The 26,957-nt window shown below is 69.2% G+C and carries 26 protein-coding genes; 3 read left to right on the plus strand and 23 right to left on the minus strand.

The genetic code is table 11. The features are described 5' to 3' along the window. Nucleotides 1-93: 93 nt before the first annotated feature. From ABLI39_RS13135 to ABLI39_RS13170, 8 genes are all read right to left on the minus strand, one after another. Complete coding sequence (locus ABLI39_RS13135; protein ID WP_349413865.1) at nt 94-1,413, minus strand: MFS transporter; 1,320 nt, start codon at nt 1,411-1,413, stop codon at nt 94-96. A 63-nt stretch (nt 1,414-1,476) separates the two neighbouring features. After that, nucleotides 1,477-2,364, minus strand: a complete 888-nt coding sequence (locus ABLI39_RS13140) for an SseB family protein (RefSeq protein ID WP_349413866.1) — start codon at nt 2,362-2,364, stop codon at nt 1,477-1,479. Nucleotides 2,365-2,378: 14 nt separating this feature from the next. Next, a complete protein-coding gene (gene priA / locus ABLI39_RS13145) occupies nt 2,379-3,125 on the minus strand; it encodes a bifunctional 1-(5-phosphoribosyl)-5-((5-phosphoribosylamino)methylideneamino)imidazole-4-carboxamide isomerase/phosphoribosylanthranilate isomerase PriA (protein ID WP_349413867.1) in 747 nt (248 codons plus the stop codon). 75 nt (nt 3,126-3,200) lie between these two features. Beyond that, complete coding sequence (locus tag ABLI39_RS13150) at nt 3,201-3,359, minus strand: CG2302 family histidine operon protein (protein WP_349413869.1); 159 nt, start codon at nt 3,357-3,359, stop codon at nt 3,201-3,203. Further along, a complete protein-coding gene (gene hisH / locus ABLI39_RS13155; RefSeq protein ID WP_349413870.1) occupies nt 3,360-4,118 on the minus strand; it encodes an imidazole glycerol phosphate synthase subunit HisH in 759 nt (252 codons plus the stop codon). It abuts the gene before it with no gap. Beyond that, nucleotides 4,115-4,741 carry an imidazoleglycerol-phosphate dehydratase HisB gene (gene hisB, locus ABLI39_RS13160; RefSeq protein WP_349413871.1) on the minus strand — a complete coding sequence of 209 codons (627 nt, stop codon included), beginning with the start codon at nt 4,739-4,741 and terminating at the stop codon, nt 4,115-4,117. The genes hisH and hisB overlap by 4 nt, the downstream gene beginning before the upstream one ends. A 69-nt stretch (nt 4,742-4,810) precedes the next feature. Further along, a complete protein-coding gene (locus ABLI39_RS13165; protein ID WP_349413872.1) occupies nt 4,811-5,929 on the minus strand; it encodes a histidinol-phosphate transaminase in 1,119 nt (372 codons plus the stop codon). A 64-nt stretch (nt 5,930-5,993) separates the two neighbouring features. Continuing rightward, the gene (locus ABLI39_RS13170; protein ID WP_349413873.1) at nt 5,994-6,455 is read right to left on the minus strand and encodes a LysM peptidoglycan-binding domain-containing protein; all 462 of its coding nucleotides are present in this window, start codon (nt 6,453-6,455) and stop codon (nt 5,994-5,996) included. Nucleotides 6,456-6,857: 402 nt separating this feature from the next. Between ABLI39_RS13170 and lexA the strand changes: the two genes are divergently transcribed. After that, nucleotides 6,858-7,607 carry a transcriptional repressor LexA gene (gene lexA / locus ABLI39_RS13175; RefSeq protein ID WP_349413874.1) on the plus strand — a complete coding sequence of 250 codons (750 nt, stop codon included), beginning with the start codon at nt 6,858-6,860 and terminating at the stop codon, nt 7,605-7,607. An 82-nt stretch (nt 7,608-7,689) separates the two neighbouring features. On the opposite strand, the gene ABLI39_RS13180 is transcribed toward lexA, so the two are convergent. Further along, nucleotides 7,690-9,810 carry an ATP-dependent DNA helicase gene (locus ABLI39_RS13180; RefSeq protein WP_349413875.1) on the minus strand — a complete coding sequence of 707 codons (2,121 nt, stop codon included), beginning with the start codon at nt 9,808-9,810 and terminating at the stop codon, nt 7,690-7,692. After that, nucleotides 9,803-11,380, minus strand: coding sequence for a GTPase HflX (hflX, locus tag ABLI39_RS13185; RefSeq protein ID WP_349413876.1), 1,578 nt, complete (start codon nt 11,378-11,380; stop codon nt 9,803-9,805). Before hflX ends, ABLI39_RS13180 begins: the two co-directional genes overlap by 8 nt. A gap of 522 nt (nt 11,381-11,902) precedes the next feature. On the opposite strand from hflX, the gene ABLI39_RS13190 reads away from it, so the two are divergent. After that, nucleotides 11,903-12,517 (plus strand): class I SAM-dependent methyltransferase, encoded by a 615-nt coding sequence (locus ABLI39_RS13190; RefSeq protein ID WP_349413877.1) that lies wholly within the window; start codon nt 11,903-11,905, stop codon nt 12,515-12,517. Here ABLI39_RS13190 and dapF read toward each other — a convergent pair. The 6 genes from dapF to ABLI39_RS13220 all read right to left on the minus strand — a co-directional run bounded on the left by dapF (nt 12,498) and on the right by ABLI39_RS13220 (nt 18,220). Next, nucleotides 12,498-13,466 (minus strand): diaminopimelate epimerase, encoded by a 969-nt coding sequence (gene dapF, locus ABLI39_RS13195; RefSeq protein ID WP_349413878.1) that lies wholly within the window; start codon nt 13,464-13,466, stop codon nt 12,498-12,500. The two genes, ABLI39_RS13190 and dapF, sit on opposite strands and share 20 nt — an antisense overlap. A gap of 52 nt (nt 13,467-13,518) precedes the next feature. After that, on the minus strand, nt 13,519-14,421 hold the full coding sequence (miaA, locus tag ABLI39_RS13200; RefSeq protein WP_349413879.1) for a tRNA (adenosine(37)-N6)-dimethylallyltransferase MiaA: 903 nt from the start codon (nt 14,419-14,421) through the stop codon (nt 13,519-13,521). 4 nt (nt 14,422-14,425) lie between these two features. After that, the gene (gene miaB, locus ABLI39_RS13205) at nt 14,426-16,003 is read right to left on the minus strand and encodes a tRNA (N6-isopentenyl adenosine(37)-C2)-methylthiotransferase MiaB (protein WP_349413880.1); all 1,578 of its coding nucleotides are present in this window, start codon (nt 16,001-16,003) and stop codon (nt 14,426-14,428) included. An 83-nt stretch (nt 16,004-16,086) separates the two neighbouring features. Further along, the gene (locus ABLI39_RS13210; RefSeq protein WP_349413926.1) at nt 16,087-16,560 is read right to left on the minus strand and encodes a regulatory protein RecX; all 474 of its coding nucleotides are present in this window, start codon (nt 16,558-16,560) and stop codon (nt 16,087-16,089) included. A gap of 175 nt (nt 16,561-16,735) precedes the next feature. Next, entirely contained in the window at nt 16,736-17,785 is a 1,050-nt protein-coding gene (recA, locus tag ABLI39_RS13215) for a recombinase RecA (RefSeq protein WP_146337953.1), read from the minus strand. A gap of 213 nt (nt 17,786-17,998) precedes the next feature. After that, nucleotides 17,999-18,220, minus strand: a complete 222-nt coding sequence (locus ABLI39_RS13220; protein ID WP_349413881.1) for a DUF3046 domain-containing protein — start codon at nt 18,218-18,220, stop codon at nt 17,999-18,001. Nucleotides 18,221-18,261: 41 nt separating this feature from the next. On the opposite strand from ABLI39_RS13220, the gene ABLI39_RS13225 reads away from it, so the two are divergent. Beyond that, entirely contained in the window at nt 18,262-18,783 is a 522-nt protein-coding gene (locus ABLI39_RS13225) for a MarR family winged helix-turn-helix transcriptional regulator (RefSeq protein WP_349413882.1), read from the plus strand. 99 nt (nt 18,784-18,882) lie between these two features. On the opposite strand, the gene ABLI39_RS13230 is transcribed toward ABLI39_RS13225, so the two are convergent. The 7 genes from ABLI39_RS13230 to ABLI39_RS13260 all read right to left on the minus strand — a co-directional run bounded on the left by ABLI39_RS13230 (nt 18,883) and on the right by ABLI39_RS13260 (nt 26,943). After that, nucleotides 18,883-19,335 carry a helix-turn-helix domain-containing protein gene (locus ABLI39_RS13230; RefSeq protein ID WP_146337956.1) on the minus strand — a complete coding sequence of 151 codons (453 nt, stop codon included), beginning with the start codon at nt 19,333-19,335 and terminating at the stop codon, nt 18,883-18,885. A 138-nt stretch (nt 19,336-19,473) separates the two neighbouring features. Next, complete coding sequence (locus ABLI39_RS13235) at nt 19,474-20,004, minus strand: CinA family protein (protein ID WP_349413883.1); 531 nt, start codon at nt 20,002-20,004, stop codon at nt 19,474-19,476. Continuing rightward, nucleotides 20,001-20,639 carry a CDP-diacylglycerol--glycerol-3-phosphate 3-phosphatidyltransferase gene (gene pgsA, locus ABLI39_RS13240; protein WP_349413884.1) on the minus strand — a complete coding sequence of 213 codons (639 nt, stop codon included), beginning with the start codon at nt 20,637-20,639 and terminating at the stop codon, nt 20,001-20,003. Before pgsA ends, ABLI39_RS13235 begins: the two co-directional genes overlap by 4 nt. Before the next feature lie 25 nt (nt 20,640-20,664). Next, complete coding sequence (locus tag ABLI39_RS13245; RefSeq protein WP_349413885.1) at nt 20,665-23,589, minus strand: FtsK/SpoIIIE family DNA translocase; 2,925 nt, start codon at nt 23,587-23,589, stop codon at nt 20,665-20,667. Between the two features lie 214 nt (nt 23,590-23,803). Continuing rightward, complete coding sequence (locus ABLI39_RS13250; protein ID WP_349413886.1) at nt 23,804-25,492, minus strand: ribonuclease J; 1,689 nt, start codon at nt 25,490-25,492, stop codon at nt 23,804-23,806. 61 nt (nt 25,493-25,553) lie between these two features. After that, entirely contained in the window at nt 25,554-26,462 is a 909-nt protein-coding gene (dapA, locus tag ABLI39_RS13255; protein WP_349413887.1) for a 4-hydroxy-tetrahydrodipicolinate synthase, read from the minus strand. A 58-nt stretch (nt 26,463-26,520) separates the two neighbouring features. Further along, complete coding sequence (locus ABLI39_RS13260; RefSeq protein WP_349413888.1) at nt 26,521-26,943, minus strand: hypothetical protein; 423 nt, start codon at nt 26,941-26,943, stop codon at nt 26,521-26,523. Nucleotides 26,944-26,957 lie beyond the last annotated feature (14 nt).

Consider the following 26,957-nt stretch of genomic DNA (forward strand, 5'->3'; position numbering starts at 1 on the left):
GGGCGGACCCCAGGGGGCCGGCCGCCGCCGTCGTCGTTTAACCGGGCGTTGTAACCGGGCGCCGGTAAGCGGCCGGGCGAGGGCCGCAGCAGGTCAAGCCGCTGCGAGCCGCCGCCGCCGGCGCCGCTGAAGGACCAGGCCCACCAGGCACAGCACAACGCCGGCCAGCCCCACTGAGAGGAAGCCCGCTCCCGGGCCAACCCCGTCAATAAAGAGCCCGGCCAGCGGTGCGCCGAGTGCCACGCCGCCGGTCAGGGCCGAGCCATACCAGCCCATCGCCTCACCGCGGCGTCCCTCCTCGACCAGGGCCGCGACCTTCTCCGACGCCGCCGAGAGCACCGGCGCGCACAGCAGGCCCGGGAGCAGCGAGAGCAGGGCGAGCGTCCAGGTGTCCTGTGCGAAGGCCATCGGTAGGGTCAGCGCGGACATGCCCAGCAGCAGCAGGACCGGCGACACCGGCCGGTGCATGGCGCCGTACACGAGGCCGCCCAGCACGGACGCGGCGCACCAGAACAGGAAGACGATGCCGATCTCGGCCTCATGGCCGCCGGTCTGCAGGGCCGCGACAATGCCGACGTCGGTGCCGCTGAGGACCATGCCCGCACCGGCTGCGACGGCGAAGACCGCCGCCACACCGGCCGTGAACCAGGCGAAGTTGTGGACGAGCCTGTGCCTCAGGTCCAGGCGGTCCTGCCGGCGCTGTTCCGCGGCGGCCAGCGGTGCCAGCTCGGCCGCGGCTTCCTGCACATGGGGCGCCGCGGCGACGAGCGCGCTCTCCGCGCCCTCCTGCTGGCCGGCCTCGAACGCCGCGTCCGGTTCCGCGCCCGGGTCGGCGCTGCGGGTGGGCGGGTTGATCCACATCAGGAACAGGCCGGAGAGGGAGGTGGCCACGCCCACCACGGTCAGGCCGAGCGCCGAGTAGCCCGCGGTGGCGATGACGGCGCCCGCTGCCGGGCCGATCATAAAAACAAGCTCCGTGCTGATCGCGTCCAGGGCGAAGGCGGTCCGGCGCTGTTCGCCGCCGGCGAGGATGCCCAGCGACTGGCGCACGACGCTGAAGATCGGCAGGGTCAGCAGGCCGCCGACGAACACCAGCGGCAGCAACAGTTCGTAGCCCACATGCGGGACGATCGACCAGATCACGGTCTCGGAGACGACGGAGGGGATGAGCGCGCGGCGCAGGCCCACGGTATCCACCCGGCGTCCGCGCCAGGGGGCGCCGACGGCGATCCCGATGGTCATGACGGCCGCGGCGGCGCCGGCGGCGGCGTAGCCCTGTCCCAGGCTGAGGACGATGTGCAGCGTCAGCAGCACCCCGGCCGCGGAGTGCGGGATGCGGGCGACCATGCCGACGAGCAGGAGGTTCCTGATGGGCCTCACGGCCAGCAGGTCCCGGTAGAGCGCGAAATTCACGAAACTGCTTTCCTTTGTGTACTGCCGTGGGCAGCACCCGGAAGTGTCCGTACCGGCCGTCGGCTAGGGTGCTGCGCGCTGCAATTTGATGTCGATCGAGTCAACCCGCTCGGCAAATGTTTCATTCCGGGCCAGCGCGTCGTTCAGCCCGGCCACGAGGGACTGCACCGCGGCGGCGTCGAGCCCGTCTTCAAGGTACAGCACCATGCGCAACTCCGGGCCCGCGCCGCCGCCGGGAAGCTGGCCGCCGCCGGCCTGCGCCGACGCCACTCCCCCGCCGGGCTGGATTTCCACGCGCCGGAGCGCCGGAAGGCCAGCCGCCGCGGTTGCGACCGCTTCGGCCACCGCCGCGTCGCTGTAGCTCGGCGTCCAGCCGTGCTGCCGGGCCAGGGCCCAGACGGCGGGCCGGCGCACGACAAAGGTGGCGGCTGAACCGGGATCCAGGACGAGCAGTTCGGCGCCTTCGGCGACGGCGGAAAGCGCCGCCCGCGCGGCGTAGACCGCCACGGGCCGCGCCTCGGCGTGCCAGGCCGCGAGGGCGTCCGCCGAGGTGAAGACCGGCAGCGCGGTCCGGCCGTCCGGCGCCTGCAGGGTCACCAGCGCCATGTCCGCCTGTTTGTCACCGTGCAGTTCCCCGCCGTGGTGGTCGTTGCCCTCCTGGCCGGCCATTGCGTCGCCCTCTTCGGCGAGCCGGGCGAGGATGGGCACAAAGACGCGGGCGGTGGCCAGCGATGCCACGACCGCCGCCTCGTCGCCCGTGCCGGCGGCGAGTGCCGCCAGCGCTGCGCGGTAGCCGGCGTCTGCGGCGCCGTCGTCGTCCTCGAAGTTGTGGATCTTGGCGTCGTCACCGCTGAGGCTGCGCCCGGCCCAGGGTTGCCCGGCGGAGTCCGTCGCGCCCCCGGCCCCGGCGAGGGCGGCGGCGATGTGGCCGGGCAGCGGCTTGTGCTCCATGGGCGGGGGTCTCCCTAGCGGCGGCCGGCGACGTCGAGCGCCTCCGGCAGCGTGAAGTTGCCGTTGTAGAGGGCTTTGCCGATGATGGCGCCCTCGACGCCGAGCGGCACGAGGGAGCGCAGGACTTTGAGGTCCTCGAGGCTGGAGATGCCACCGGAGGCCACCACGGGCTTGCCGGTCTTTTCCACCATTTGGCGCAGCAGCTCGACGTTGGGGCCCTGCAGCGTGCCGTCCTTGGTCACGTCGGTGACGACGTAGCGGGCGCAGCCGGCCTCTTCGAGGCGGCCGAGCACGTCCCAGAGGTCGCCGCCCTCCTTGGTCCAGCCGCGGCCGGCGAGGGTGGTGCCGCGGACGTCGAGTCCGACGGCGATCTTGTCGCCGAAGCGCTCGATCACGCCCTGCGTCCACTCGGGGTTCTCCAGCGCCGCGGTGCCGAGGTTCACCCGGGCCACGCCGAGGTCGAGGGCCTTTTCCAGGGACTCGTCATCGCGCAGGCCGCCGGAAAGCTCCACCTTGATGTCCAGCCGGCCGACGACCTCGCGCAGCAGTTCGGCATTGGAGCCCCGCCCGAAAGCGGCGTCGAGGTCCACGAGGTGGACCCATTCGGCGCCCTGGTCCTGCCAGTTGAGCGCGGCCTCCAGCGGGGTGCCGTAGCTGGTTTCGCTGCCGGCTTCGCCCTGGACCAGGCGCACTGCCTGCCCGTTGACGACGTCGACGGCGGGGAGCAATTCGAGTACCGGCAGCGGGGTTTCGGTGGTCATCGTAGGGTCCTCACGGTGTTGGGGCGGCGGTCTGGAAAGGGTGCGTGTTTGCGGGCCGGTCCGGTGCCGGCGGGGTCAGTTTCCCGGCAGGGTCAGGAGCCAGGCGGCCAGCAGCGACATTCCGGCCAGGAGGTAGAACACGATCTGGACCCACAGGGGGCTTTTCTGCTGCCGGAAGGACAGGGCGCCGCCTACGAGCAGTCCGGCGAGGCCCATCAAGACTATGGACCACATCTAGGCGGTCTGTTCCGGGGCGGCGGGCCGGGCGGTGCCGGGCTTGGTGTCGGTGCGCAGGCCGTTTACCCAGTTGCGGAGCAGCCGCGCGCCGGCGTCGCCGGACTTTTCGGGGTGGAACTGGGTGGCGCAGAGCGGGCCGTTTTCCACCGCGGCGATGAACGGGGCGCCGTGTTCGGACCAGGTCACGAGCGGCGCCTTCATCCGCGGCTGGATCACGTCGAAGTCCCAGTGCTGCACGCCGTAGGAGTGCACGAAATAGAAGCGCTCGTTCTCGACGCCGGCGAAGAGCCGTGAGCCCCCCGGCACGGTGACGGTGTTCCAGCCCATGTGCGGCACCACCTCGGCCGGCAGCAGCTCGACCTTGCCGGGCCACTCCCCCATGCCTTCGGCGACGGTGCCGTGTTCCACGCCGGCCTCGAACAGGACCTGGAGTCCGACGCAGATCGCGAGCACCGGACGGCCGCCGGCGACCCGGCGTCCGATCATGCGGACGGCGTCAACGGCTTTGAGCTCCTTCATGACGGTTTCGAAGGCCCCGACGCCGGGGACGACGAGTCCGTCGGCGTTGAGCACGTCCTCGGGCTTGGCGCTGAGGATCACTTCGGCACCGGCGCGTTCCAGCGCGCGGACGGCGGAGCGGACGTTGCCGGAGCCGTAGTCCAGCACGGTGACGGTGGGCTTACCCTCGGGCGACGCGGGCTTCCGAGCCGCGTCGGGGTTGATGATGGCGCCGTCCTGGAGGACTTTGCCGGTCACAGCGCACCCTTGGTGGAGGGGATGCCCTCGACCCGGGGGTCGGGTTCCACGGCGGCCCGGAGCGCTCGGGCGAAGGCTTTGAACTGGGCCTCGACGATGTGGTGCGGGTCCCGGCCGGCGGTGACGTTCATGTGCAGGCAGATTCCGGCGTGCAGCGTGATGGCCTCGAAGACGTGCCGGGTCAGGGAACCGGTGAAGTGGCCGCCGATCAGGTGGTATTCCTGGCCCGCCGGTTCGCCGGCGTGCACCAGGTAGGGCCGGCCGGAGACGTCGACGACGGCGTGCGCGAGGGCCTCGTCGAGCGGGACCGTGGCCTCGCCGAAGCGGCGGATGCCGGCCTTGTTGCCCAGGGCGATGCGGAGGACCTCGCCGAAGGTGATGGCGACGTCTTCCACCGTGTGGTGGACGTCGATGTGGGTGTCGCCGGTGGCCTTGACGGTCATATCGATCAGCGAGTGCTTGCTCAGCGCCGTCAGCATGTGGTCGTAGAACGGCACCGAAGTGCTGATGTCGGAGACGCCGGTGCCGTCGAGGTCGATCTCGACCAGCACGGACGATTCGCTGGTGGTCCGCTCGAGGCGTGCGGTCCGGGCCTCGGCAGCGGCAGATCCGGTGGTGCTCATGTGGGGTGTCCTTTGGATGAGGCGGGCGCCCGGCAAACGCCGGCGGTGTGCGTGGGTCCTGGCTTTAGTCTAGGCGGACTGCGCTTCGTGGCCGGTCAGGATCCGCTCCAGCGCCTGCAGGAAGGCTGTGGTTTCCGTCTCAGTGCCGGCGGTCACGCGCAGGTGGCCGGGGATGCCAACGTCGCGGATGAGGACTCCGGCGTCCAGCAGCCCCTGCCACGTCTCGTGCGGGTTCTCGAGGCCGCCGAAGAAAACGTAGTTGGAGTCCGAGGCCGCGGGCTTGAGTCCCATCCGGGTCAGCTCGGCGACGATCCGGTCCCGCTGGCGCTTGATGTCTTCAACGTCGGCCATCAGGGCCACCCGATGGCGCAGCGCGGCCAGCGCCGTGGCCTGGGTGACGGCGGAGAGGTGGTACGGCAGCCTGACCAGGCGCAGGGCGTCGGTGACCTCCGGCGCGGCCGCCATGTAGCCCAGCCGCGCCCCGGCCAGGGCGAAGGCTTTGCTCATGGTCCGGGAGACGATCAGCCGTTCCCGTCCCGGCAGCAGCGTGAGGGCGCTGGGCGTGCCGTCGTGGGCGAACTCGTGGTACGCCTCGTCGACGATCACGATGGTCTGGCTTGCTTCGCCGGCTTCGTAAACCGCTTCAACGACGTCGAGTCCCAGGCCGGTGCCGGTGGGGTTGTTCGGCGAGCAGAGGAAAACAACGTTGGGCTGCAGCTCCCGGACCTGCCGCGCGGCCGATTCGGCGCTGAGCCCATAGTCGTCGGCACGCACCCCGGTGATGTATCCGGTGTCCGTGCCGGCGGCCAGCAGCGGGTACATGGAGTACGTGGGAGGAAAGCCGAGCGCAGTGCGGCCCGGACCGCCGAAGGCCTGGAGGATCTGCTGGAGGACCTCGTTGGAGCCGTTCGCTGCCCAGATGTTGCCGGCGTCGAGGCCGTGGCCGAGGTACTCGGCGAGCCCTTCCCGCAGTTCGGTGAACTCGCGGTCCGGGTAGCGGTTCAGCCCGGCGGCGGCCTCCGTCACCGCTTCGGCGATGGCCGCACGGACGTCGGCCGGAACCCCGTGGGTGTTCTCGTTGACGTTCAGCAGGATGGGGACGTCCAGCTGGGGCGCGCCGTACGGGCGCAGCCCCCGCAGGTTCGTCCGGAGGGGCAGTCGGTTGAGGCGCTCTAGCTGGTCAGTCACCTGCCCAGTTTAAGTGAGACCCTGCCCGGCCCCGAAACTGTGACCGGCAATCCGGCCGCCGGCGCTACTTGGAGGGTACGTAGAGCTGCTGGCCGGGGATGACGCGGGCGGCGCCGAGGTTGTTGAGCTGGACGATGTCCGCGACGACGTCGCGGGGATCCCGTTCCGGAGCCACGGCCCCGGCGATGGCCCAAAGTGACTCCCCCGGCTGGACGGTGACGGTGACCGTAGGCGTGAGCGCCAGCTCCGACGCGGAGTCGGCAGCCTTGGCCGGCGCGTTGAGGAAACCGGCCAGCGAGAGGAGAAGGGCAGCCAGCAGGATCAGCGGCAGGCCAAAGAAGACGAAGCGGCCGCGGCGGGTCAGCCGCAGCGGCGCCTGCCCGGCGGGCACCGTCCGCCGGCTCCGGCCGGACTCCTGGCCGTCGAAGATGCCGTTCGGGCCGAAGGCCTCAAAGCCGGACCCCTCGAACGGGCCCTGAGCGGGAACGGAAACCAGCGAACCGGAAATAGCGCTTACTGCTGACATGAGCTGAGCCCTCCTGGACTTATCTGTGCCGCCCGGCGTACTCCACGTACCTGCCGCCAACCGGCCTAACCATCAAACGCGAACCTTGGAACGTAAACGTTGATCACCATGTTCGAACACAGAACCGAACCCCGAAGTGCTCCTCCGACGCCCTGCTTCGAATACATATTCGAACTTTGTAGTTCCTGTTTTAGCACTTATGAACGAACATTGTCGAGACTCGCTAGAACAAATGTTTGAAAAACTGTGCAGGCTGGCCTACTTTTGAACCAGCAGGACAACCAATTGCAGGACAACCACGGGTGGCGATCAACAGCAGTTGATCAACAGGGTCTGACATTTTTCAGGCCCGCTGGTCCCGGCGGCCACTGCGGCCGGGCGGAACGGAAAGGCGAGGCGAACATGGCAGCACAAGCCGCCGGCGGGAGGGCCGCCCAGCGGAACCCCCAGACCGGCCGGGCGCCGAAGGGCCTCACCGTCCGGCAAAAGAAGATCTTGGAGACCATCCAGCGGTCTGTGACGGACAACGGCTACCCGCCCTCGATGCGTGAAATCGGCGACACCGTCGGGCTCGCCAGCCTCTCCAGCGTCACCCACCAGCTCTCGCAGCTGGAAAAGCTCGGTTACCTGCGGCGGGACCCGAAGCGGCCCCGCGCCATGGAAGTCCTGTTGCCGCTGACGCTCGACGAGGGCGCCACCAAGGTGTCCGGTGTTGCGAAGTCCACCGGCCTGCGGGCCGTCGGCGGCCTCGCGGTCTCGGAGCTGGCCAGCGCCACGGACACAGCGATGGTGCCCTTTGTGGGCCGGATCGCGGCCGGCGGCCCGATCCTGGCCGACCAGGTGGTGGAGGACGTGATGCCGCTGCCGCGCCAGCTGGTGGGCCACGGCGAACTGTTTATGCTCCGGGTGGCCGGCGATTCGATGATCGACGCCGCCATTTGCGACGGCGACTGGGTGGTGGTCCGGCGCCAGAACGACGCCGTTAACGGCGACATCGTGGCCGCCCTGCTCGACGACGAGGCCACGGTCAAGACGTTCCGCCAGCGCGACGGCCACACCTGGCTGCTTCCGCAGAACACCCAGTACGAACCGATCCTGGGTGACCACGCCGTCATCATGGGCAAGGTCGTCTCCGTGCTGCGCTCCCTCTAGCACCCGCGTCGGCACGTCCGGCCGCCGACGCCGACGGCCCCGTCCGCCCGTTCCGGACGGGGCCTTCGCGTTGCCTGTCGGCCTAGGTGGCGGCCTGTTTGGCCGGCGCATCCCGGGCCAGGCGTGCAAGGGCGGCCAGGGCCACCGCAGGGTCGGTGGTGGGCCAGAACGGCGGCAGCGCGGCGCGCAGGAACCCGCCGTAGCGCTCAGTGGACAGCCGGGAATCCAGGACGGCCACCACGCCCTTGTCCGACGTCGAGCGGATCAGCCGGCCGGCGCCCTGGGCGAGCCGGATAGCCGCGTGGGTTGCAGAGACACTCATAAAACCGTTGCCGCCGGCCTGGGCCACGGCACGGGAGCGGGCCGTCATCAGCGGATCATCCGGCCGCGGGAACGGGATCCGGTCAATCACCACAAGGCGGCAGGAGTTACCGGGCACGTCGACGCCCTGCCAGAGCGACATGGTGCCAAAGAGGCAGGTGTCCGGCTCGTCCGCGAACTGCTTCACCAGTGCCGTCATGGTCGATTCCCCCTGGCAGAGGATGCTCATGCCGAGCCGCGGCCGCATCGCCTCGGCGGCTTCCTCGGCGGCGCGCCGGGAGGAGAAGAGGCACAGGGCCCCGCCGCCGGAGGCGCGGATCAGCTTTTCGAGCTCGTTGAGCGCTTCGGGCGACGTGCCGCGGCCGGGCTTGGGCAGGTGCTTCGCGACGTAGAGGATGCCCTGTTTGGGATATTCGAACGGGGACCCGACGTCGACGCCGGTCCAGCTGGGCGCGCCCGGGCCGACCAGGCCCAGGCCTCCGGCTGCCGGCTCGAAGGCCGAGCCGATGGCGAGGGTGGCCGAGGTCAGCACGACGGTGTGGTCGGCGAACAATCCCTCGCGCAGCCGCCCGGCGACGCTGAGCGGGGCGATGTTGATCAGCGCGGGCGCGGAGTCATCGGGCTGGGAGTAGCCCTGTTGCGGGTCGAAACTGCTGTTGCGGGAGAACCAGACCACCTCGCGGTTTTCCTTGGCGGCCAGGAGCCGTTCGCACAGTTCGAGGATCAGCATCAGGCGGGACCGGGCTAGCTGCCGGCCGCCGTCGGCGGTGTTGGCGCTGTCCCCCTTCGAATCCGAAAGCGCGGCGCGGCAGGCGTCACGCAGCTGGTCGACGCAGTCGAGCTGTTCGGTGTTCAGGCCGTTCGGCATCAGCCCGCTGGGGACGCCTTCAATGGCGAGTTCCAGGTTGGACGCGGCGTTGTTGAGCGCGTCGACGGTGATTCCGGTGTGCTTGCGGGCACCTGACGCGGCGGCGTGCACCATGGCGACGGAGAGCTGTCCGGACACGGCGCCGGTCACCCGGTCCTGCAGTTCGTGCGCCTCGTCCACCACCACCACGTCGTATTCGGGCAGCACGGCGAGGCCTTCGAAGGCGCTGACGGCCAGCATGGCGTGGTTGGTGACCACAACGTCGGCGTCGGCGGCGTTTTGCCGGGCGAGTTCGCTGAAGCATTCGGCGGCGAGCGGGCATTTCTGCGCCCCGAGGCATTCCATCGAGGTGACGGAGACTTGCCGCCAGGCGCGGTCGGTCACGCCCGGCATCAGCTCGTCCCGGTCCCCCGTCTGGGTGTCCTCGGCCCACTCGCGGAGCCGGACTACCTCCTTGCCGAGCTGGGAGGACGGCCCGCCCATCGCGGCGGCGAAGTGCGGCACGGAGGTGTCCTCGCCGAGGGAGAATAACTGGCCCTCGGAGGGCTCCTCGGAGGGGAAGCCGCCTTCGAGTTTGTGCCGGCAGACATAGTTGGAGCGGCCCTTGACCAGGGCCACTTTCACCGGCCGGTCCAGGGCGGGGGTGATGGTCTTGAGCAGCCGGGGCAGGTCACGGCCGACGATCTGGGTCTGCAGCGCCAGGGTGGCGGTGGAGACCAGGGTGGGCTTGTCGCTGACCAGCGAGTGGGCGATCAGCGGAATCAGGTACGCCAGGGACTTGCCGGTGCCGGTGCCGGCCTGGACCAGCAGGTGGTCGCCGGTTTCAATCGCGCGGGCCACCTGCCGGGCCATTTCGTGCTGGCCGTCGCGGCTCTGGCCGCCCATGCCGGAGACCGCCCGGTCGAGCAGTTCAACCACGAACTGCTCGCCGGACGGGCCGCTGCCGGACGCGCTGCCTTTGGAGGGACTGCCGGACGGTAGGGCCTCCCCTTCGGCCGCCGCTGGTTCAGTCATTGCTGACGAAGGAATCCAGTTCGGCGGCGAGCCCCTCGCGCACCATCACCACGGCACGGGTGCCGGTCTCCTCGTGGTCGAGGCTGATGATTTCCGCGTCGGTCTCGTGCAGTTTGCTGAGCAGGTCCCCGCGGTTGTACGGGATCATCAGTTCCAGCTTCACACTCGGCCGCGGAATACCCTCGCTGATGGCCTTGAGCAGTTCCGGGATGCCTTCGCCGGTGCGGGCCGAGACCACCACGTGGCGCGGTTCGCGCTGCTTGAGCCGCTCGATCACAAACGGGTCGGCGGCATCGGCCTTGTTCAGGACGATGATTTCCGGCACCTTGCGCGCGTCGACTTCGCTGAACACGGCGCGGACCGCCGCGATCTGGCCCTCCGGGTCAGGGTGGGAGACGTCGACGACGTGAAGGATCAGATCCGAATCCGCGACCTCCTCCAGGGTGGAGCGGAAGGCTTCCACCAGCTGGGTGGGCAGCGAGCGGACGAATCCCACGGTGTCGGCGAGGGTGTAGCCGAGCCCGTCGGCGGTCTCGGCCTTGCGGACGGTCGGGTCCAGCGTGGCGAACAGGGCGTTCTCCACCAGGACACCGGCGTCGGTCAGCCGGTTCAGCAGCGAGGACTTGCCGGCGTTGGTGTAGCCGGCGATGGCCACGGACGGGACGGCATTACGACGGCGGTTGGCCCGCTTGGTCTCCCGGGCCGGCTTCATCGCGGCGATTTCCCGCCGCAGCTTGGCCATCCGGGTGCGGATCCGGCGGCGGTCCAGCTCGATCTTGGTCTCACCGGGGCCGCGGGAACCCATGCCTGCTCCGGCGCCGCCCACCTGGCCGCCGGCCTGGCGGGACATCGATTCACCCCAGCCGCGCAGGCGCGGGAGCAGGTATTCGAGCTGGGCCAGTTCCACCTGGGCCTTGCCTTCGCGGCTCTTCGCGTGCTGGGCGAAGATGTCCAGGATCAAGGCGGTGCGGTCGATGACCTTGACCTTGACGATGTCCTCGAGGCCACGGCGCTGGGACGGTGCCAGTTCGGCGTCGACCACCACGGTGTCCGCGCCGGTGGACATCACGATGTCCTTGAGTTCCTGGGCCTTGCCGGAACCCAGGAACGTGCCCGGGTCCGGCTTGGCGCGGCGCTGGACGAGTCCGTCGAGGACCTCGGAACCAGCGGTTTCGGCCAGCGCCGCGAGCTCGCGGAGGGAGTTCTCGGCGTCGGCGAGGGTGCCTTCGGTCCAGAGCCCGGCGAGGACCACACGCTCCAGGCGCAACTGGCGGTATTCGACTTCGGTGACATCTTCGAGTTCCGTCGACAGGCCGGCCGTGCGGCGGAGCGCGTGGCGCTCCTCGAGGTCCTGCTGGTCGCCGTCGTAGCTGCCGTGCTCCTCATCCAGCCGCGAGATTGCCTGGGCCCGGCCGAACACCGCCCGGGACTCGCCGGAGTGGCCGGCGCCGGAGCCGTTCTTCGAGGCAGGGGCGTCTTTGGAGAGGATCCGGTCGATGACAGCCTGGATTTCCGCAGGGCTCATGTCCTGGGCGGCTGAATCGGGTCCGGTGTTGGGCTGACTGGTCATGGTCTCCTTTGAAGGGTTGGCCCTTCCAGAATAGTGCTGTTCGGTCTCTTGTGGCGCTGTATTCGCGCTGGGCTGACGAGTGTTGGTCATCCATGCCTCCTGGCGTGCCGGCGGCGGCGGTGCCGCGGGCTGGGGCGGGCTCCGGGACGGAGCGCTGGGAAAGGGGAAAGATACAGGCGTGCTGGCGCCTTAAGGAGGGAGAGACTGTCCGCCCGGCCGGGCTCGAAGGAGCACTGCCAAACTCCAAGGTTCTGGCGCTGGCCGTCGGCTCCATGGCAAGAGCATCGCGGGGCGCACTGAGCGGAAGGTGACTACCTGCGTCGCTGCGGGGACGGGACTTCGCTAACGAAAGGAAGGCCCGTGCCGGCTACTTGAAGTTCAAGAACATGTCTTTAACGTTAGCAGACCACGCCCCGGCCCCGGACCGGCCGGGGGCGCGTGTCCCGCGCGCTCGCCGGCTCATCTACGGCTGGTCCGTGCCGGTTTCCCATAGCCCCGGACGGCCAACTAATCTGGCCAGTTATGGAGTCCGCACACTATTTCAGCGCCCAGCCGGCCGGGCCGTTCACCCGCAAGCCCTTGACCGTGGAGCTGGCCGGCGCGCAGCGGACGCTGCAGACGTCCGCCGGGATTTTCAGCCCGGACGGCATCGACAAGGGAACAGCGGTCCTGCTGGCGGACGTTCCCGCCCCGTCGCCGCAGGGGAACCTGCTGGATATCGGCTGCGGCTGGGGTCCGATCGCACTGACCATGGCACTGCGGGCGCCGCACGCCCAGGTCTTTGCGGTGGACGTGAACGAGCGCTGCGTGACCCTGACGAATGAAAATGCCGCGCTGCTGGGGTTGAAGAATGTCACCGCCAGCACCCCCGGCGAGGTGGACCCGGAGTTGCGCTTCGACACCATCTGGTCCAACCCGCCCATCCGGATCGGCAAGGACGAACTCCACGCCCTCCTGCTGCTGTGGCTGCCGCGGCTCGCCCCGGGCGGTTCGGCCTGGCTGGTGGTGCAGAAGAACCTTGGCTCGGATTCGCTTCAGCGCTGGCTCGCCGCGGAGCTGGACAGCAGCTTCACCGTGACCCGGGAAAGCACCTCAAAGTCGTTCCGCATCCTGCGGGTCAGGAAAGCATCCCGCTAGCAACGATCACGGCCGGGCCGCTCAGCTCGACGTGCTCATGGCCGTCCGCGGCCAGGAAGAATTTGACCCCGACGACGCCGCCGGGCACCGTGACGTTCCAGGTGTCCGGGGCGCCCGCGCCGGCCCAGTGCCGGATCGCGACGGCGGCGGCGCAGGCCCCGGTGCCGCAGGAGAGGGTCTCCCCCACACCCCGCTCGTGCACGCGCATGGTGATGGCTCCGACGCCGTCGTGCACCAGCGGTTCGGACGGTACCACGAACTCGACGTTGGTGCCGTGCGGCGGCGCGGGGTCGACCCGGGGCGCCCTGAACAGTTCCGTGGCTTCGAGCTCGGCTTGCTCCGCGAGGGCGACGACGGTGTGCGGGTTGCCCATGCTCACGGACAGCGCTGGCCGGGCAACTTCCAGGCCGTCGGCGCTGACCAGCGAATCCATGGCGCGGGCCGTGGCCTCGCCCGGGAAGATGAACTCCCAGGGGCCCATGTCGACGGCGTAGCCCGCCGCGGTGCGCACCACGGTCTTGACACCGCCGCGGGTTCCAATGGTCAGCGACTCCCCGGCCGGCAGATCCACAAGGCCCTCTTTGATAAGGAAATGGACGAAGACGCGCACGCCGTTGCCGCACATTTCCGAGAGCGAGCCGTCGCCGTTGCGGTAGTCCATAAACCACTCCGCCGCGGGGTGCTGGCCGAGCAGCTCCTGGCCTTCCGGCAGCAGCCGGGAGGGGACGGCTCGGATGAGGCCGTCGGCGCCGATGCCGCGGTGGCGGTCACAGAGGGCGGCCACCTGCTCCGGGGTGACCGAGAGGGCGCCGTGCGGGTCCGCGATCAGGACAAAGTCGTTGCCCGTTCCGTGGCCCTTGGAAAACTTCAGGCCGGCGAGTCCGGCGGTGTCTCCGGCAGTGTCTCCGGCGGGGAGGTGGTCAGCGGCCGCGGCCAGGGTTTCGTCCATGCTCCAAGGTTACCGTTGCGGCCGCGCCGGAACGGAAACGGCGACGCCGGGCTCAGCTGCAGAGCGCAGCGGCCCTGGCCGGCAACTGGGGGTCCTGCCACTCCAGCCAGTTGATCCGGGGGTCGGCGCGGAACCAGGTGAGCTGGCGGCGGGCGAACTGGCGCGTCGCGACGATGGTTTCCTCCGCAGCCTGTGCCGGATCCGACTCGCCGTCGACCACCTTGAGGAACTGCGCGTAGCCCAGGGCACGGGAAGCGGTCTTGCCGCGGCGCAATCCCAGGGCATCCAGGCGCCGCACCTCCGCCAGCAGCCCCTGCGCAACCATGGTGTGGACGCGGGTGGCCAGGCGTTCGCGCAGCTGTTCGCGGTCCACCTCGAGGCCGATCTGCACGGCCGGCTGGAAGTACTCGCGTGAGGGCATGAAGGAACTGAAGGGCCGACCCGTGAGTTCGTAGACCTCCAGGGCGCGGATCACCCGGCGCGCATCACCCAGCCGGCCGGCCGAGACCGGATCCACCCGTTCCAGCCGCGCCCGGAGCGGGGCGAGTCCGGCCGCTGCCTCCTCCTGCTCGAGGCGCTTCCGTATCTCCGGGTTGGTTCCGGGGAACTCGAGGACGTCGAGGGCGGCACGGACGTACAGGCCTGAGCCGCCGGCCAGGATGGCCCGTTTGCCGCGGGCGTGGATGTCCGCGATCACGGCACGGGCCCGCTGCTGGAAGTCGGAGACGCTGGCCTCTTCGGTCACGTCGAGGATATCGAGCAGGTGGTGGGGCACTCCCCTGCGCTCGGCCTCGGTGATCTTCGCGGTGCCGATGTCCATGCCGCGGTAGAACTGCATGGCGTCGGCGTTGACCACCTCGCCGTCGAGGGCCAGGGCCAGCGACACGGCGAGATCCGTTTTGCCGGATCCGGTGGGTCCGACGACGGCGATGACCGGGGGCGTGGAGGCGGCCACGGAACTAGCGGGCGCGCAGCGGAAGGCTCGGCATGCCCAGCGGCACGATGGACGTGCCGCCGGTGCTGCCGCCGGCTCCGGCTCTGGCTCCGGCGTTGGCTCCGCCGGGGGCCGGGGCGCCGCAGGAATCGGCCTGGGACCGGTCCCAGGCGTCGCCTGCGCGGGAGCGGCGCAGGCTGTAGTCCGCGGCCGACGCCGGGTCGGCCACGAGGTGGAATGCCGCGGCCTCGGTGATGGTCACGGTGACGAGGTCTCCGGGGCGGGGCGTTTCGGCGCCGGCGGGCACGGAGAAGTGCACCAGCCGCTGGTCCTGCGCACGGCCGGAGAGGCGGTGGGTTTCCCCGGCTTTGCGGCCTGACTGGGCGGTCACCATAACCTCCACGCGGCGGCCGAGCTGGCGGGCGTTCTCCTCGGCGGCGATCCGGTCCTGCAGCGCGGTGAGCCGTTCGAAGCGTTCCTGCACCACGGCCTTGGGCAGCTGGTCCGGGAGCTCGGCGGCCGGTGTGCCGGGCCGCTTGGAGTACTGGAAGGTGAAGGCGGTGGCGAAGCGGGATTTCTCCACGACGTCGAGGGTGGCCTGGAAGTCCTCCTCGGTTTCGCCGGGGAAGCCGACGATGATGTCGGTGGAGATGGCGGCGTGCGGGATCTTCTCCCGGACCTTGTCCAGGATGCCGAGGAACTTGGCGGACCGGTAGGACCGTTTCATCTCCCGGAGCACCTTGTCCGAGCCGGACTGCAGCGGCATGTGCAGCTGCGGCATCACGTTGGGGGTCTCGGCCATGGCGTCGATGACGTCGTCGGTGAACGCTGCCGGGTGCGGGCTGGTGAACCGGACGCGTTCCAGGCCGGGGATCTCGCCGCAGGCGCGCAGCAGCTTGGAGAACGCCTGCCGGTCGCCGAACTCGACGCCGTAGGAGTTGACGTTCTGGCCCAGCAGGGTTACTTCGATGGCGCCGTCGTCGACGAGGGCCTGGATCTCGGCGAGGATGTCTCCTGGCCGCCGGTCCTTTTCCTTGCCGCGCAGCGCCGGAACGATGCAGAAGGTGCAGGTGTTGTTGCAGCCGACCGAGATGGAAACCCAGCCCGCGTAGACGGAGTCGCGTTTGGTGGGCAGCGTGGAGGGGAACACGTCGAGGGACTCGAGGATTTCCAGCTGCGCCTCGTTGTTGTGGCGGGCGCGTTCGAGCAGGGCGGGCAGCGCGCCGACGTTGTGGGTTCCGAAGACCGCGTCGACCCAGGGCGCCTTCTTGAGGATGGTCTCGCGGTCCTTCTGTGCGAGGCAGCCGCCGACGGCGATCTGCATGCCCGGGTTGGCTTCCTTCACCGGGCGGAGAATGCCGAGGTTGCCGTAGAGCTTGTTGTCGGCGTTTTCCCGCACCGCGCAGGTGTTGAAGACGACGACGTCGGCCAGCTCGCCCTCGGAGCGCACGTAGCCGGCGGCTTCGAGCATGCCGGACATCCGTTCGGAATCGTGGACGTTCATCTGGCAGCCGAAGGTCCGCACCTGGTAGGTGCGGTCCGCGGGCTTCTCATCCGGGGAGGGGGTACCGCCGGGGGCTGGGCTAGGAATGGTCAAACTCACCTGTTAAGGGTACCGGTTCGCTGCGGCCGGTTTTTCGGGCGATGCCGCCGCGGGCCGCCGTGCCGCTGTGCCGGCCGGCCGCGTCAGGCGCCGTCGGCCGGTTCTGCGATCGACGCGTCCACGGCCTCCCCGACGATCCGGAAGGCCTGGGACGGCTGGTAGCCCTTGCGCGCCAGCATGGACGCGAGCCGGCGGACGGTTTTGTCCCGCTCCGCACGGTCTCCCAGGCCGCGGGCGTTCCGCAGCTTGCGCTCCACCAGGTCCCGGGCCGCGGCTTCCTCGTCCTCGTCGCTGAGCTGTTCGAGGGCGCCGGCGGCGGTCTCCTGGTCGATGCCTTTCTCGGCCAGCTCCCGGCGCAGCGCACCCTTGGCAAGCTTGCGCGTCTGAGCCCGGCTGCGGACCCACATGTCGGCGAACTCGGCGTCGTCGATCAGGCGGACTTCTTCGAAGCGGTCGAGGACGGCCTCGGCGACCTCTTCCGGGATGTTGCGCTCAGCCAGTTTGCGGGAGAGCTGCAGCCGGCTCTTGGGCGAGTTGGTCAGCTGCCGTAGCACCACGGCGCGGGCTACCGCGGCGGGATCCGCGTCGGCGTCCTGCTCCGGCGCCGGCCGGGCCCGCGGAGCCGTCGGGCCCGAGGTTCCGGGGCCTTCGGTGCCGTCAACGACGCCGGGGCCAGGATTCCGGGAAGGGAACCCTGACCCCTGGCGGCGTCGTGCGGCCGAGGCCCGGCGGTTAGAAGCCGTCAACGGCCTTCAGCTTCGGTGACTCCTCCGCGTCGGCGGCCTTGACGCCAACGCCGAGCTTTTCCTTGATCAGGCGCTCGAGTTCGGCGGCGAGCTCCGGGTTGTCGCGCAGGAACCGGCGGGAGTTCTCCATGCCCTGGCCCAGCTGGTCCCCGTCGTAGGTGAACCAGGAGCCGGACTTCTTGATCAGGCCGTGTTCGACGCCCATGTCGATGATGCCGCCCTCGCGGGAGATGCCCTGGCCGTAGATGATGTCGAATTCGGCGATCTTGAAGGGCGGGGCCATCTTGTTCTTGACGATCTTGGCCTTGGTGCGGTTGCCCACGGAGTCCGCGCCCTCCTTGAGGGTCTGGATGCGGCGGACGTCGATGCGGACCGAGGCGTAGAACTTCAGCGCCTTGCCACCGGTGGTGGTTTCCGGGGAGCCGAAGAACACGCCGATCTTCTCGCGCAGCTGGTTGATGAAGATGGCAGTGGTCTTGGTCTGGCTCAGCCGGCCGGTGATCTTACGCAGGGCCTGGCTCATCAGCCGTGCCTGCAGGCCCACGTGGCTGTCGCCCATGTCGCCTTCGATTTCGGCGCGGGGCACGAGGGCGGCGACGGAGTCGATGACGATGACGTCCAGCGAGCCGGAGCCGATCAGCATGTCCATGATTTCGAGCGCCTGCTCGCCGGTGTCCGGCTGGGAGACCAGCAGCGCGTCGGTGTCGACGCCGAGCTTGGCGGCGTATTCCGGGTCCAGGGCGTGTTCGGCGTCGATGAACGCGGCGATGCCGCCCTGGCGCTGGGCGTTGGCGACGGCGTGCAGCGCGACCGTGGTCTTACCGGAGGATTCCGGCCCGTAAATTTCGACAATACGGCCGCGGGGCAGGCCGCCAATGCCGAGCGCCACGTCCAGCGCGATGGAGCCGGTCGGGATGACCTCGATGGGCGCACGGACTTCATCGCCCAGGCGCATAACGGAGCCTTTGCCGAACTGCTTGTCAATCTGGGCAAGCGCTGCGTCGAGCGCCTTCTGGCGATCCGGGGCTGCGGCCATGATTCACACCTCTGATACTTTCTCGCTGGAGAGTGGCCGTCGTGGCCGTTGTTATGTCATCACTGACGCTAGTGGCAGCCACTGACAAAGTTGCCGCCGCCGTCGCGTATGTGGAAAACGCTCTGAAAAAAGCATAGCCGGACCCGAACAGATATTCGAACAATCCGGCGGCGTGTCAGGGCCGGACCCGGACGGACCGGCGGCCGCCGGGCCCTACCCGCGGGGCTTGACGTCGCGGCCGAGCCGGCGCTCGGCGGGAACGTCCTGCACGTCGCAGATCGCCAGCCAGACCTGCCTGGGCGGCACCCCGGCGCTGAGCGCCTGGTCCGCGGTGCGGCCGCCGACGCCGGCCAGTACCAGGGAGCTGCTGAGGACACGGGAATATCCCGCCCCGAACTCGTCGTCCATAAGCCGCCAGAAGTCGCTGATTCTCACCAATAAAGTCTCTCACGGGCGCGGACCCTAGAATGGTTGCTATGAGCACCCCACGCGAAGCCGCCCCGGATCCGGCGCACATTTCCGGGACCGGCGACGCTTCCCCGGAGGAGGCGCTGGCCGCCGTCGAACACCAGCTGAGCCTGCTCTGGCGGCGTGCCCGGTCCATGTCCCAGCGGCTCTCCCGGCAGGTCCATCCGGAGATGGAGCCGGCCGCCTACGGCCTGCTGTCGGTGCTGCGGACCAAGGGTCCCATCCGGCTGACCGAGCTGGCCTCCTGCATCGGCGTCGGCAAGCCCTCGGTGAGCCGCCAGGTCGCGTTCCTGGAAGGCCTCGGGCTCGTCTCGAAGCAGGCAGACCCGCTGGACGGCCGAGCCCAGGCCATCAGCCTGACCGCCCAGGGCGAGGAGAAGATGCACCTGGTCCAGGATGCCCGGCGCGAGGTCTTCCGCGAGCGGCTGGCGGAGTGGCCCACCGGCGAACTTGAAGCCTTTGCCGGCTATATGGCCAAGCTCAACGCCAGCTACGAACGCGACGGCTTCCCGCGGGACGAAGACCTCTAGTTCCCGTCCCGGCCGGCCCCTTCGGCACCCGTCTCGGACACGGAAAAGGTCCCCGGCACACCGCCGGGGACCTTCCCTCTGAAAGTAATGGAGTGGGGCTTAGTGCGCCCCGGAGAGCAGGCCGGTGGCCAGCTCGTCGTTCAGCTCGGTGTTGAGCTCACGGTCAAGGTCACGGCCGTAGCGCTGGGCGAATTCCTGCGGCACGGTGTCCGGTACCGCAACGCCCTCGGCCACGGCAACGCGGTCGCTGACTTCGCGGAGCATGCTGGAGAGCGGGACGTCGAGGGCCGAGCAGATCGAGGAGAGCAGCTCCGAGGAGGCTTCCTTCTGGCCGCGTTCCACTTCACTCAGGTAGCCCAGGGATACACGGGCACTGTGCGAGACTTCGCGGAGGGTACGGCCTTGGCGTTGGCGGACATCGCGCAGGACATCACCGATTTCGTGACGAAGTACAACCATCTTGCGCTCCTTCTGTTCGCTCTTTGCCTGATCGGCGAGGCCCACATCCTTCCAGCGGACAACGCCGTTTACGGATACGGGCTGCTTTACCATCTGTATCGCCTTGCTCCCTCGTATGTTCGGTTCGCTGTTGAGGGCGAACGTTGTAATGACTTCATCCTAGGCGCCACCCTTATTCCGGGGCGACACAATGTAACAACTATTCGGAATCAACTTTTGTTCCCGGCAACTTTACCCGCGGTAGCCTGCCGGGGACAGGGCTTCGAGCAGGCGTTCCAGGGCGGCGCCGCAGGCCAGCGCCCGGATCTCCTGGCGGGATCCTTCGAAGCGGTACGCGAACGACGTCGCGCCCTCAGCGGTGGCGAGGCCGATGTAGACGGTTCCCACGTCCTTGCCGTCGTGCGGCTCCGGGCCGGCCACGCCGGTGGTTGACACCCCGACGTCGGCGCCGCAGGCGGCGCGCGCGCCCGAGGCCATCGCGGCGGCGACTTGACCGTCCACCGAGCCGGCGGCGGCCAGGACCTCGCGGGATACCCCGAGGACGTCCGCCTTGACGGAGTTCGCGTAGGCGACGACGCCGCCCTGCAACATGGCGGACGCGCCGGGCGTGTCGGCCAGCACGGCGGCCACCATGCCGGCGGTGAGGGACTCCGCCGTGGCCACGGTCAGGCCGCGCTCGATGGCGCCGGCCACGGCCTGCCCGGCGAGGCGGTGGAGGTTGGGGTGGAGCCGCGGGTGGGGGCCGGGCTGCGGAGTGCTCACGGCGCTCCCTCCTGGACCTGCTGTTTCCGGGCCCGGATGCCGCTGGCACGCAGCTTCAGGGCCTCGACGACATATTCGCCACCGGTCCAGACCGTGATCGCCAGGGCCGCCATCATGACCGCGAAGGCCACGAATCCCAGCCACGGCGCGATCGAGGCCAGCGGCATGACGTAGAGGAAGATCGCCGCGGTCTGGACCACGGTCTTGAGCTTTCCGCCGCGGGAGGCGGGGATGACGCCGTAGCGGATAACGAAGAACCGCAGCGCCGTGACGCCCCATTCGCGGACCAGGATCAGGACGGTGACCCACCACGGCAGTTCGCCGAGCAGCGAGAGCATCACCAGGGCCGAGCCGATCAGCAGCTTGTCCGCGATCGGGTCCGCGATCTTGCCGAAGTCGGTGACGAGGCCGCGGCTGCGGGCGATGTCGCCGTCGAGCTTGTCGGTGTAAATCGCCACCGCGAAGGCGACGACGGCGGCCCAGCGCCACGGTCCGTTTTGGGCGGCGAGGCCAGGGGCATCGGCGACCAGGAACCAGACGAAAAAGGGCACCAGCGCGATCCGCAGCATCGTCAGGATGTTGGGCAGGTTCCAGATCCGCGGGGCGGACCCGGCGTTGGTTTCGGCGCTAGTCACCTTCCTAGGCTACCGTCTCCGCCGGTTACCGTCCGGTGAGCGACCAGGCGTCCTCGGAGCCGTCCTCGTCCCCGGAGCCGCCGTCGTGATAGTCGATCGACTGGGTGCGGTTGTCCAGGTCCGCGGCGACCAGGTCCTCGGCGTAGCCGCCCTGGGCGATGTTGGCGTGGGCGTTCTCGCTCAGCGCGGCGGTCTGGGAATCCGCGGCGACCGGCCCGTCCTGGCCCTTCATGGCGGCCAGGACCGCGGCCAGGTCGTCCGGCTTGACCAGGACGTCGCGGGCCTTGGACCCTTCCGAGGGGCCCACCACTCCCCGGGACTCGAGCAGGTCCATCAGGCGGCCGGCTTTGGCGAACCCGACGCGCAGCTTGCGCTGCAGCATCGACGTGGAGCCGAACTGGGTGGTGACGACCAGCTCGGTGGCCTGCAGCAGGACCTCGAGGTCGTCCCCGATGTCGTCGTCGATCTGCTTCTTTTCCGCCTCGGGGGCGACGTCGTCGCGGTAGACGGCCTTGAGCTGGCCCTTGACGTGCTCGACCACCTTGTGGATCTCGGATTCCGTGACCCAGGCGCCCTGCACACGCATCGCCTTGGAGGCGCCCATCGGCAGGAAGAGCGCGTCGCCCTGGCCGATGAGTTTCTCCGCGCCCGGCTGGTCCAGGACCACGCGGGAGTCGGTGACCGAGGAAGTGGCGAAGGCCATCCGGGACGGGACGTTGGCCTTGATCAGGCCGGTGACGACGTCGACGGAGGGCCGCTGGGTGGCGAGGACCAGGTGGATGCCGGCGGCGCGGGCCAGCTGGGTGATGCGGACGATGGAGTCTTCGACGTCGCGCGGGGCCACCATCATCAGGTCGGCGAGTTCGTCCACGATCACCAGCAGGTACGGGTAAGGGCGGATGACGCGCTTGGACCCCTCCGGCGGGTGGACCTTGCCGGCCCGGACCGCCTTGTTGAAGTCGTCGATGTGCTTGAACCCGTAGTTCGCGAGGTCGTCGTAGCGGGCGTCCATTTCGCGGACCACCCATTGGAGGGCCTCGGCGGCTTTCTTGGGGTTGGTGATGATCGGGGTAATCAGGTGCGGGACGCCCTCGTAGGCGGTCAGCTCCACCCGTTTGGGGTCCACCATCACCATGCGGACCTCGTCGGGGGTGGCGCGCATCAGGATGGAGGTGATCATCGAGTTCACGAACGAGGACTTGCCCGCGCCGGTGGCGCCGGCCACGAGCAGGTGCGGCATCTTGGCGAGGTTGGCCACGACGTAGCCGCCCTCGACGTCCTTGCCGACGCCCATGACCATGGGGTGGTCGGTGCGGCGGGCGTTCTGGCTGCGGAGCACGTCGCCGAGGGAGACGGTCTCGCGGTCCGTGTTCGGGATTTCGATGCCGATGGCGGACTTGCCCGGGATGGGGCTGAGGATCCGGACGTCGGAGCTGGCGACGGCGTAGGAGATGTTCTTGGACAGCGCGGTGACGCGTTCCACCTTGGTGCCCGGGGAGAGTTCGATCTCGTACCGGGTGACGGTGGGGCCGCGGCTGAAGCCGGTGACCTGGGCGTCCACGTTGAACTGGGTCAGCGTCTCGGTCAGCGAGGCAACGATCGCGTCGTTGGCCTCGGTGCGTTCCTTGGGGATGGAGCCGGGGGTCAGCATGTCCGAGGCCGGCAGCGTGTAGGTGACGTCGCCGGCGAGCGAGAGCTGTTCGGTGCGCTGCGGGATCGGGGTGGGCAGCGGCGCGGGTGCGACGGGGTTGGCGGGGACCTTGGGGGCGGCGGCGCCGGGGTTCAGGGAGCCGGCGGCAACCATGCCCGGGGTGACGAGCGGGATCGCCTCGGTGGCGTTCTCCCCCACGGCACCGGCCGCGGTGGCGGCTGTCCCGAGGCCCTGGGCTGCCTTGATCTTCTCAACGGCGATCTCGGCCTGGGTGGGCCGCCGCACGCCGGGTGCCACGGCCTTGGCGCCCTTACCCTTGGCGCTCCCGGCACCGGCTGCTGTTTCGTCGTCGCCGTCGACGACGGCGTGTTCGAACGCTTCGTCTCCGACGTAGCCTTCCAGCCGGGCGTCGTCGTCGTGGTCCTTGCCGAAGAGGCGCTTGCGCTTCTTTTTGGGCGCCGGGGCGTCGTTTTCGTACAGGTAGCTGCGGTCGTGGGCGTCGTGGTCCTCGTCGTGGTCCTGCAGGTCGATGCCCATCAGGTGCTCGTAGGCGCCCCGGATGCGGGAGGGGATGGCCCCGAAGGGGGTCGCCGTGACGATCAGCAGCGAGGTGAAGGCGAGCAGGCCGTAGAGGGCCAGCGGCACCGCGGCGTGGATGGTGGCCAGCGGCGCGGCGGCGAGGTAGCCGAGCATGCCGCCGGCCCGGCGCAGGCCGTCGAAGCCGTCGGCGACGGTCGGCTGGCCGCCGATGACGTGCGCCAGGCCGCAGCCGGCGAAGGTCATGATGAGGAAGCCGATGCCGATCCGGTTGTTGCCGCGGCCGTCCACCGGCTGGCGGAAGAGCCGGAAGGCGCAGACGAATAGCATCAGCGGCAGCAGCAGGGACATCCAGCCGAAGGTGCCGTTGACGATGCCGAAGACCGCGTCGGGGAACCAGCCCTTGAAGCCCCACCAAGCGAAGGTGGCGATGAACGCGCCGAGGGCGAGGTTGAACAGGGCGGCGCCGTCGCGGCGCTCCGCCGGGTCGAGGTCGCTGACGTCGTGGCCGATCCGGCGGACGCCGGCACCCACCACGTGGCCGATCCCCAGCCAGGCTCCGGCCACCACCCGCACCAGCCAGGGCTGCCGCGGTTCGACGGCGGCCAGTTGCCGGGTGCGCGCGGTCCCCTGCGTGCGGCTGGTCCTGGACGCGGCTGCGCCCGAGCCCCGGCCGGAAGAGCCGCCGGTGTTGCCCTTGGAATTGCCGCTGGAGCTGCCGCTTGAGTTGCCTCTAGGCGCGGAGGAGGTGCGTGTCGCCATACCCGCAACGGTACCGGACGCCGGGCGGGAACCCGCGGATTTCCGGGGCGGGCGGGATCATGTTGGACCTCCGGGGAGGCGCCGGTCCGGGACCGCGGGCGGCCGGCCGGAAACGGAAACGGCCCTCCCCGCCGGCTCCGCGGAAGGCGGGGCCGGCGGGGAGGGCCGTTTCGGTGCAGTGTCCCTGCCCGGGTCTGGCGCCCGGGTGCGGCGCCTACGCTTCCAGGACCACCGGGATGATCATGGGCTTGCGGCGCAGCTTGCGGTTGACCCAGGTGCCGACGACGCGGCGGACAACCTGCTGGAGCTGGTGCGAGGTGTGGTCGCGGTTCTGGACGGCTTCCTCGAGCGCGGCGTTGATCTTGGGGATGATCTCGTCGAAGACCGAGTCGTCCTCGGCCACGCCGCGGGCGTGGATTTCCGGTCCGGAGACAACCTTGCCGGTGGCGCGGTGGATGACGGTGATGATGGAGATGAACCCTTCATCGCCGAGGGTCTGGCGGTCCTTGAGGTCCGCTTCGGTGACCTCGCCGACGCTGGAGCCGTCCACGTAGACGAAGCCGACCTCGACCTGGCCGACGACGTCGGCCTGGTGGTCGCGGAGGTCGATGACGGTGCCGTTGTCGGCCAGCAGGATGCTCTCCTCGGGGACGCCCGATTCGAGGGCGATCTTGCCGTTGGCGATCAGGTGGCGGGTCTCGCCGTGCACCGGCATCGCGTTGAGCGGCTCGAGGATGTTGTAGCAGTAGAGGAGCTCGCCCGCGGCGGCGTGGCCGGAGACGTGCACCTTCGCGTTGCCCTTATGGATGACGTCGGCGCCGAGCTTGAGCAGGCCGTTGATGATGCGGAAGACGGCGTTCTCGTTGCCCGGGATCAGGCTGGAGGCCAGGATCACGGTGTCACCCTGGCCGACGACGACGCGGTGGTCGCCGTTCGCCATGCGGGACAGCGCGGCCATGGGTTCGCCCTGGGAGCCGGTGGACATCAGGACCACGCGGTTGTCCGGCAGGTTGTCGATGTTCTTGATGTCGACCAGGATGCCGGCCGGCACCTCGAGGTAGCCAAGCTTCGCGGCGATGGCCATGTTGCGGACCATGGAGCGGCCCACGAAGGCGACCTTGCGGTTGTGGTTCGCGGCGGCGTCGAGGACCTGCTGGACGCGGTGCACGTGCGAGGAGAACGAGGCCACGATGATGCGCTTGGAGGCCTGGCCGAAGAGCCGGTCCAGGGTGGGGCCGATCTCCTTTTCCGCGGTGGTGAAGCCGGGGACGTCGGCGTTCGTGGAGTCGGACATAAACAGGTCCACGCCTTCTTCGCCGAGCTTGGCGAAGTGGCGCAGGTCGGTGATCCGGCCGTCGAGCGGGAGCTGGTCCATCTTGAAGTCACCGGTGTGCAGCACGGTGCCGCCTGCGGTGCGCAGGAACACGGCGAGGGCGTCCGGGATGGAGTGGTTGACGGCCACGAATTCGCATTCGAAGGGGCCGAACTTCTGGACCTGGCCTTCACTCACGATCGTGGTGTTCGGCTTGATCCGGTGCTCCTGGAGCTTCGCCTCGATCAGGGCCAGGGTCAGCTGGGAGCCGACGATGGGGATGTCGTTGCGCAGGCGCAGCAGGTACGGGACGGCGCCGATGTGGTCCTCGTGGCCGTGTGTGAGGATGACGGCGAGGATGTCGTCCACGCGGTTCTCGATGTAGGAGAAATCGGGCAGGATCAGGTCCACGCCGGGCTGGGTCTCCTCGGGGAAGAGGACGCCGCAGTCAACGATGAGCAGCTTGCCGTCGATTTCGAAGACGGTCATGTTGCGGCCGATCTCCCCGAGGCCGCCGAGCGGCACGATCCGCAGGGTGTTCTTGGGCAGTTTCGGCGGCGTGACAAGGCCGGGAAGGGCGGTTTGGGTCATAGTGCACTACTTTCCAGGCGGAGCAGGAGGTGTCCGTTCCTGACCAGGCATGGCTGCCGGGTCAGGAGTAGACGAGTCCCGCTTCCGCCAAGTCCTCGCGGATCGTTTCGATCTCGGCTTCGCCCGGCTCCACGAGGGGCAAACGGACAACCGAGTTGGGCAGGACTCCCTGCCACTTAAGAACTTGCTTCGCAGCAACAGCACCCTGGATGTGGGTCATCACTGCACGGACCACGGGGTCCAGTTCGAAATGTATGGTGCGGGCGGTGGCAAAATCGCCTGCAAGTGCGGCGTCGATCATCGCACGGTACTGCTTGGTGGCCACGTGCGCCGAGACGCTGACGAGCCCGACGGCGCCGGCGGCCATCCACGGCAGGGTCAGGCCGTCGTCGCCGGAGTAGACGTCCAGATCGGTGTTCGCCATCACGCGGGTGACGGCGGCAAAGTCGGCCTTGGCATCCTTGAGGGCGACGACGCGGGGGTGGTCCGCGAGCCGGATCATGGTTTCCGGGAGGATCGGCACGCCGGCGCGGCCCGGGATGTCATAGACCATCACGGGGAGGTCCGCGGCGTCGGCGACGGCCTCGATGTGGGCCTGGATCCCGGCCTGGCTCGGCTTGTTGTAGTACGGGGTGACAATCAGCTGGCCGTGGGCGCCTGCCTTGGCGGCGCGCTTGGCCATCTCGATCGAGTGCGAGGTGTGGTTGGTACCGGTGCCGGCGATGACCTTGGCCCGGTCCCCGACGGCGTCGACGATGACCCGGAAAAGCTTCTCTTTTTCGTCGTCTTCCAGCGTGGAGGTCTCGCCGGTGGTGCCGGAGATTACGAGGGCGTCGTTGCCGTCGTCGACGAGCTTGTTGGCCAGTTCCGCGGACTGCTGATAGTCGACCTCACCGTCGTTGGTGAACGGGGTGACCATGGCGGTCACGAGGGTTCCAAACGTGTAAGAGCGAATGTCAGAGTCGGCCATAGGAAAAACGTTACCCTGTCCCCGGCTTGTTAGGACAATGGCGGCGGCGTGATGCGCGTCAAATTCGGCCCTCCCGCGCTGTGGCTGCCGGCGGACCGGGATGCGACGGCGGAACGGCGCAGTAGCGGCTGACGGCCTCCTCGCGCAGGCCTTCTGCCCAGGCCGAGAGCCGCTGCGCGGCGCGCACGTAGTGGAACAGTTCGGTGGGGGTGAGCGCCTCGAGGTCCGTCTCCGCGAGCCGGCGGGCCAGTTCAGCGCCGGGCACCTGGGCGGACAGGACCGTGCCTTCCCGGTGCCATTGGACGTCTTCCGCCGACTCCCCCGCGACCAGCCGTCGGAACAGGAAATCAACGACGCCGGGGCTCATCGCCTTGAGCACGCCGTCCGCCTTCGCGGGAATGTGTGCCTCGGCGGAGCTCTGTGCCTTGGCGGAGCCGTGTTCCTTGGCGGAGCGGGGTGAAGGCTCTGGTGTGTGGTTCATACCGTCATGGTATT

It is taken from the genome of Pseudarthrobacter sp. B907, from assembly GCF_040137805.1.
Classification (GTDB): Bacteria; Actinomycetota; Actinomycetes; order Actinomycetales; family Micrococcaceae; genus Arthrobacter.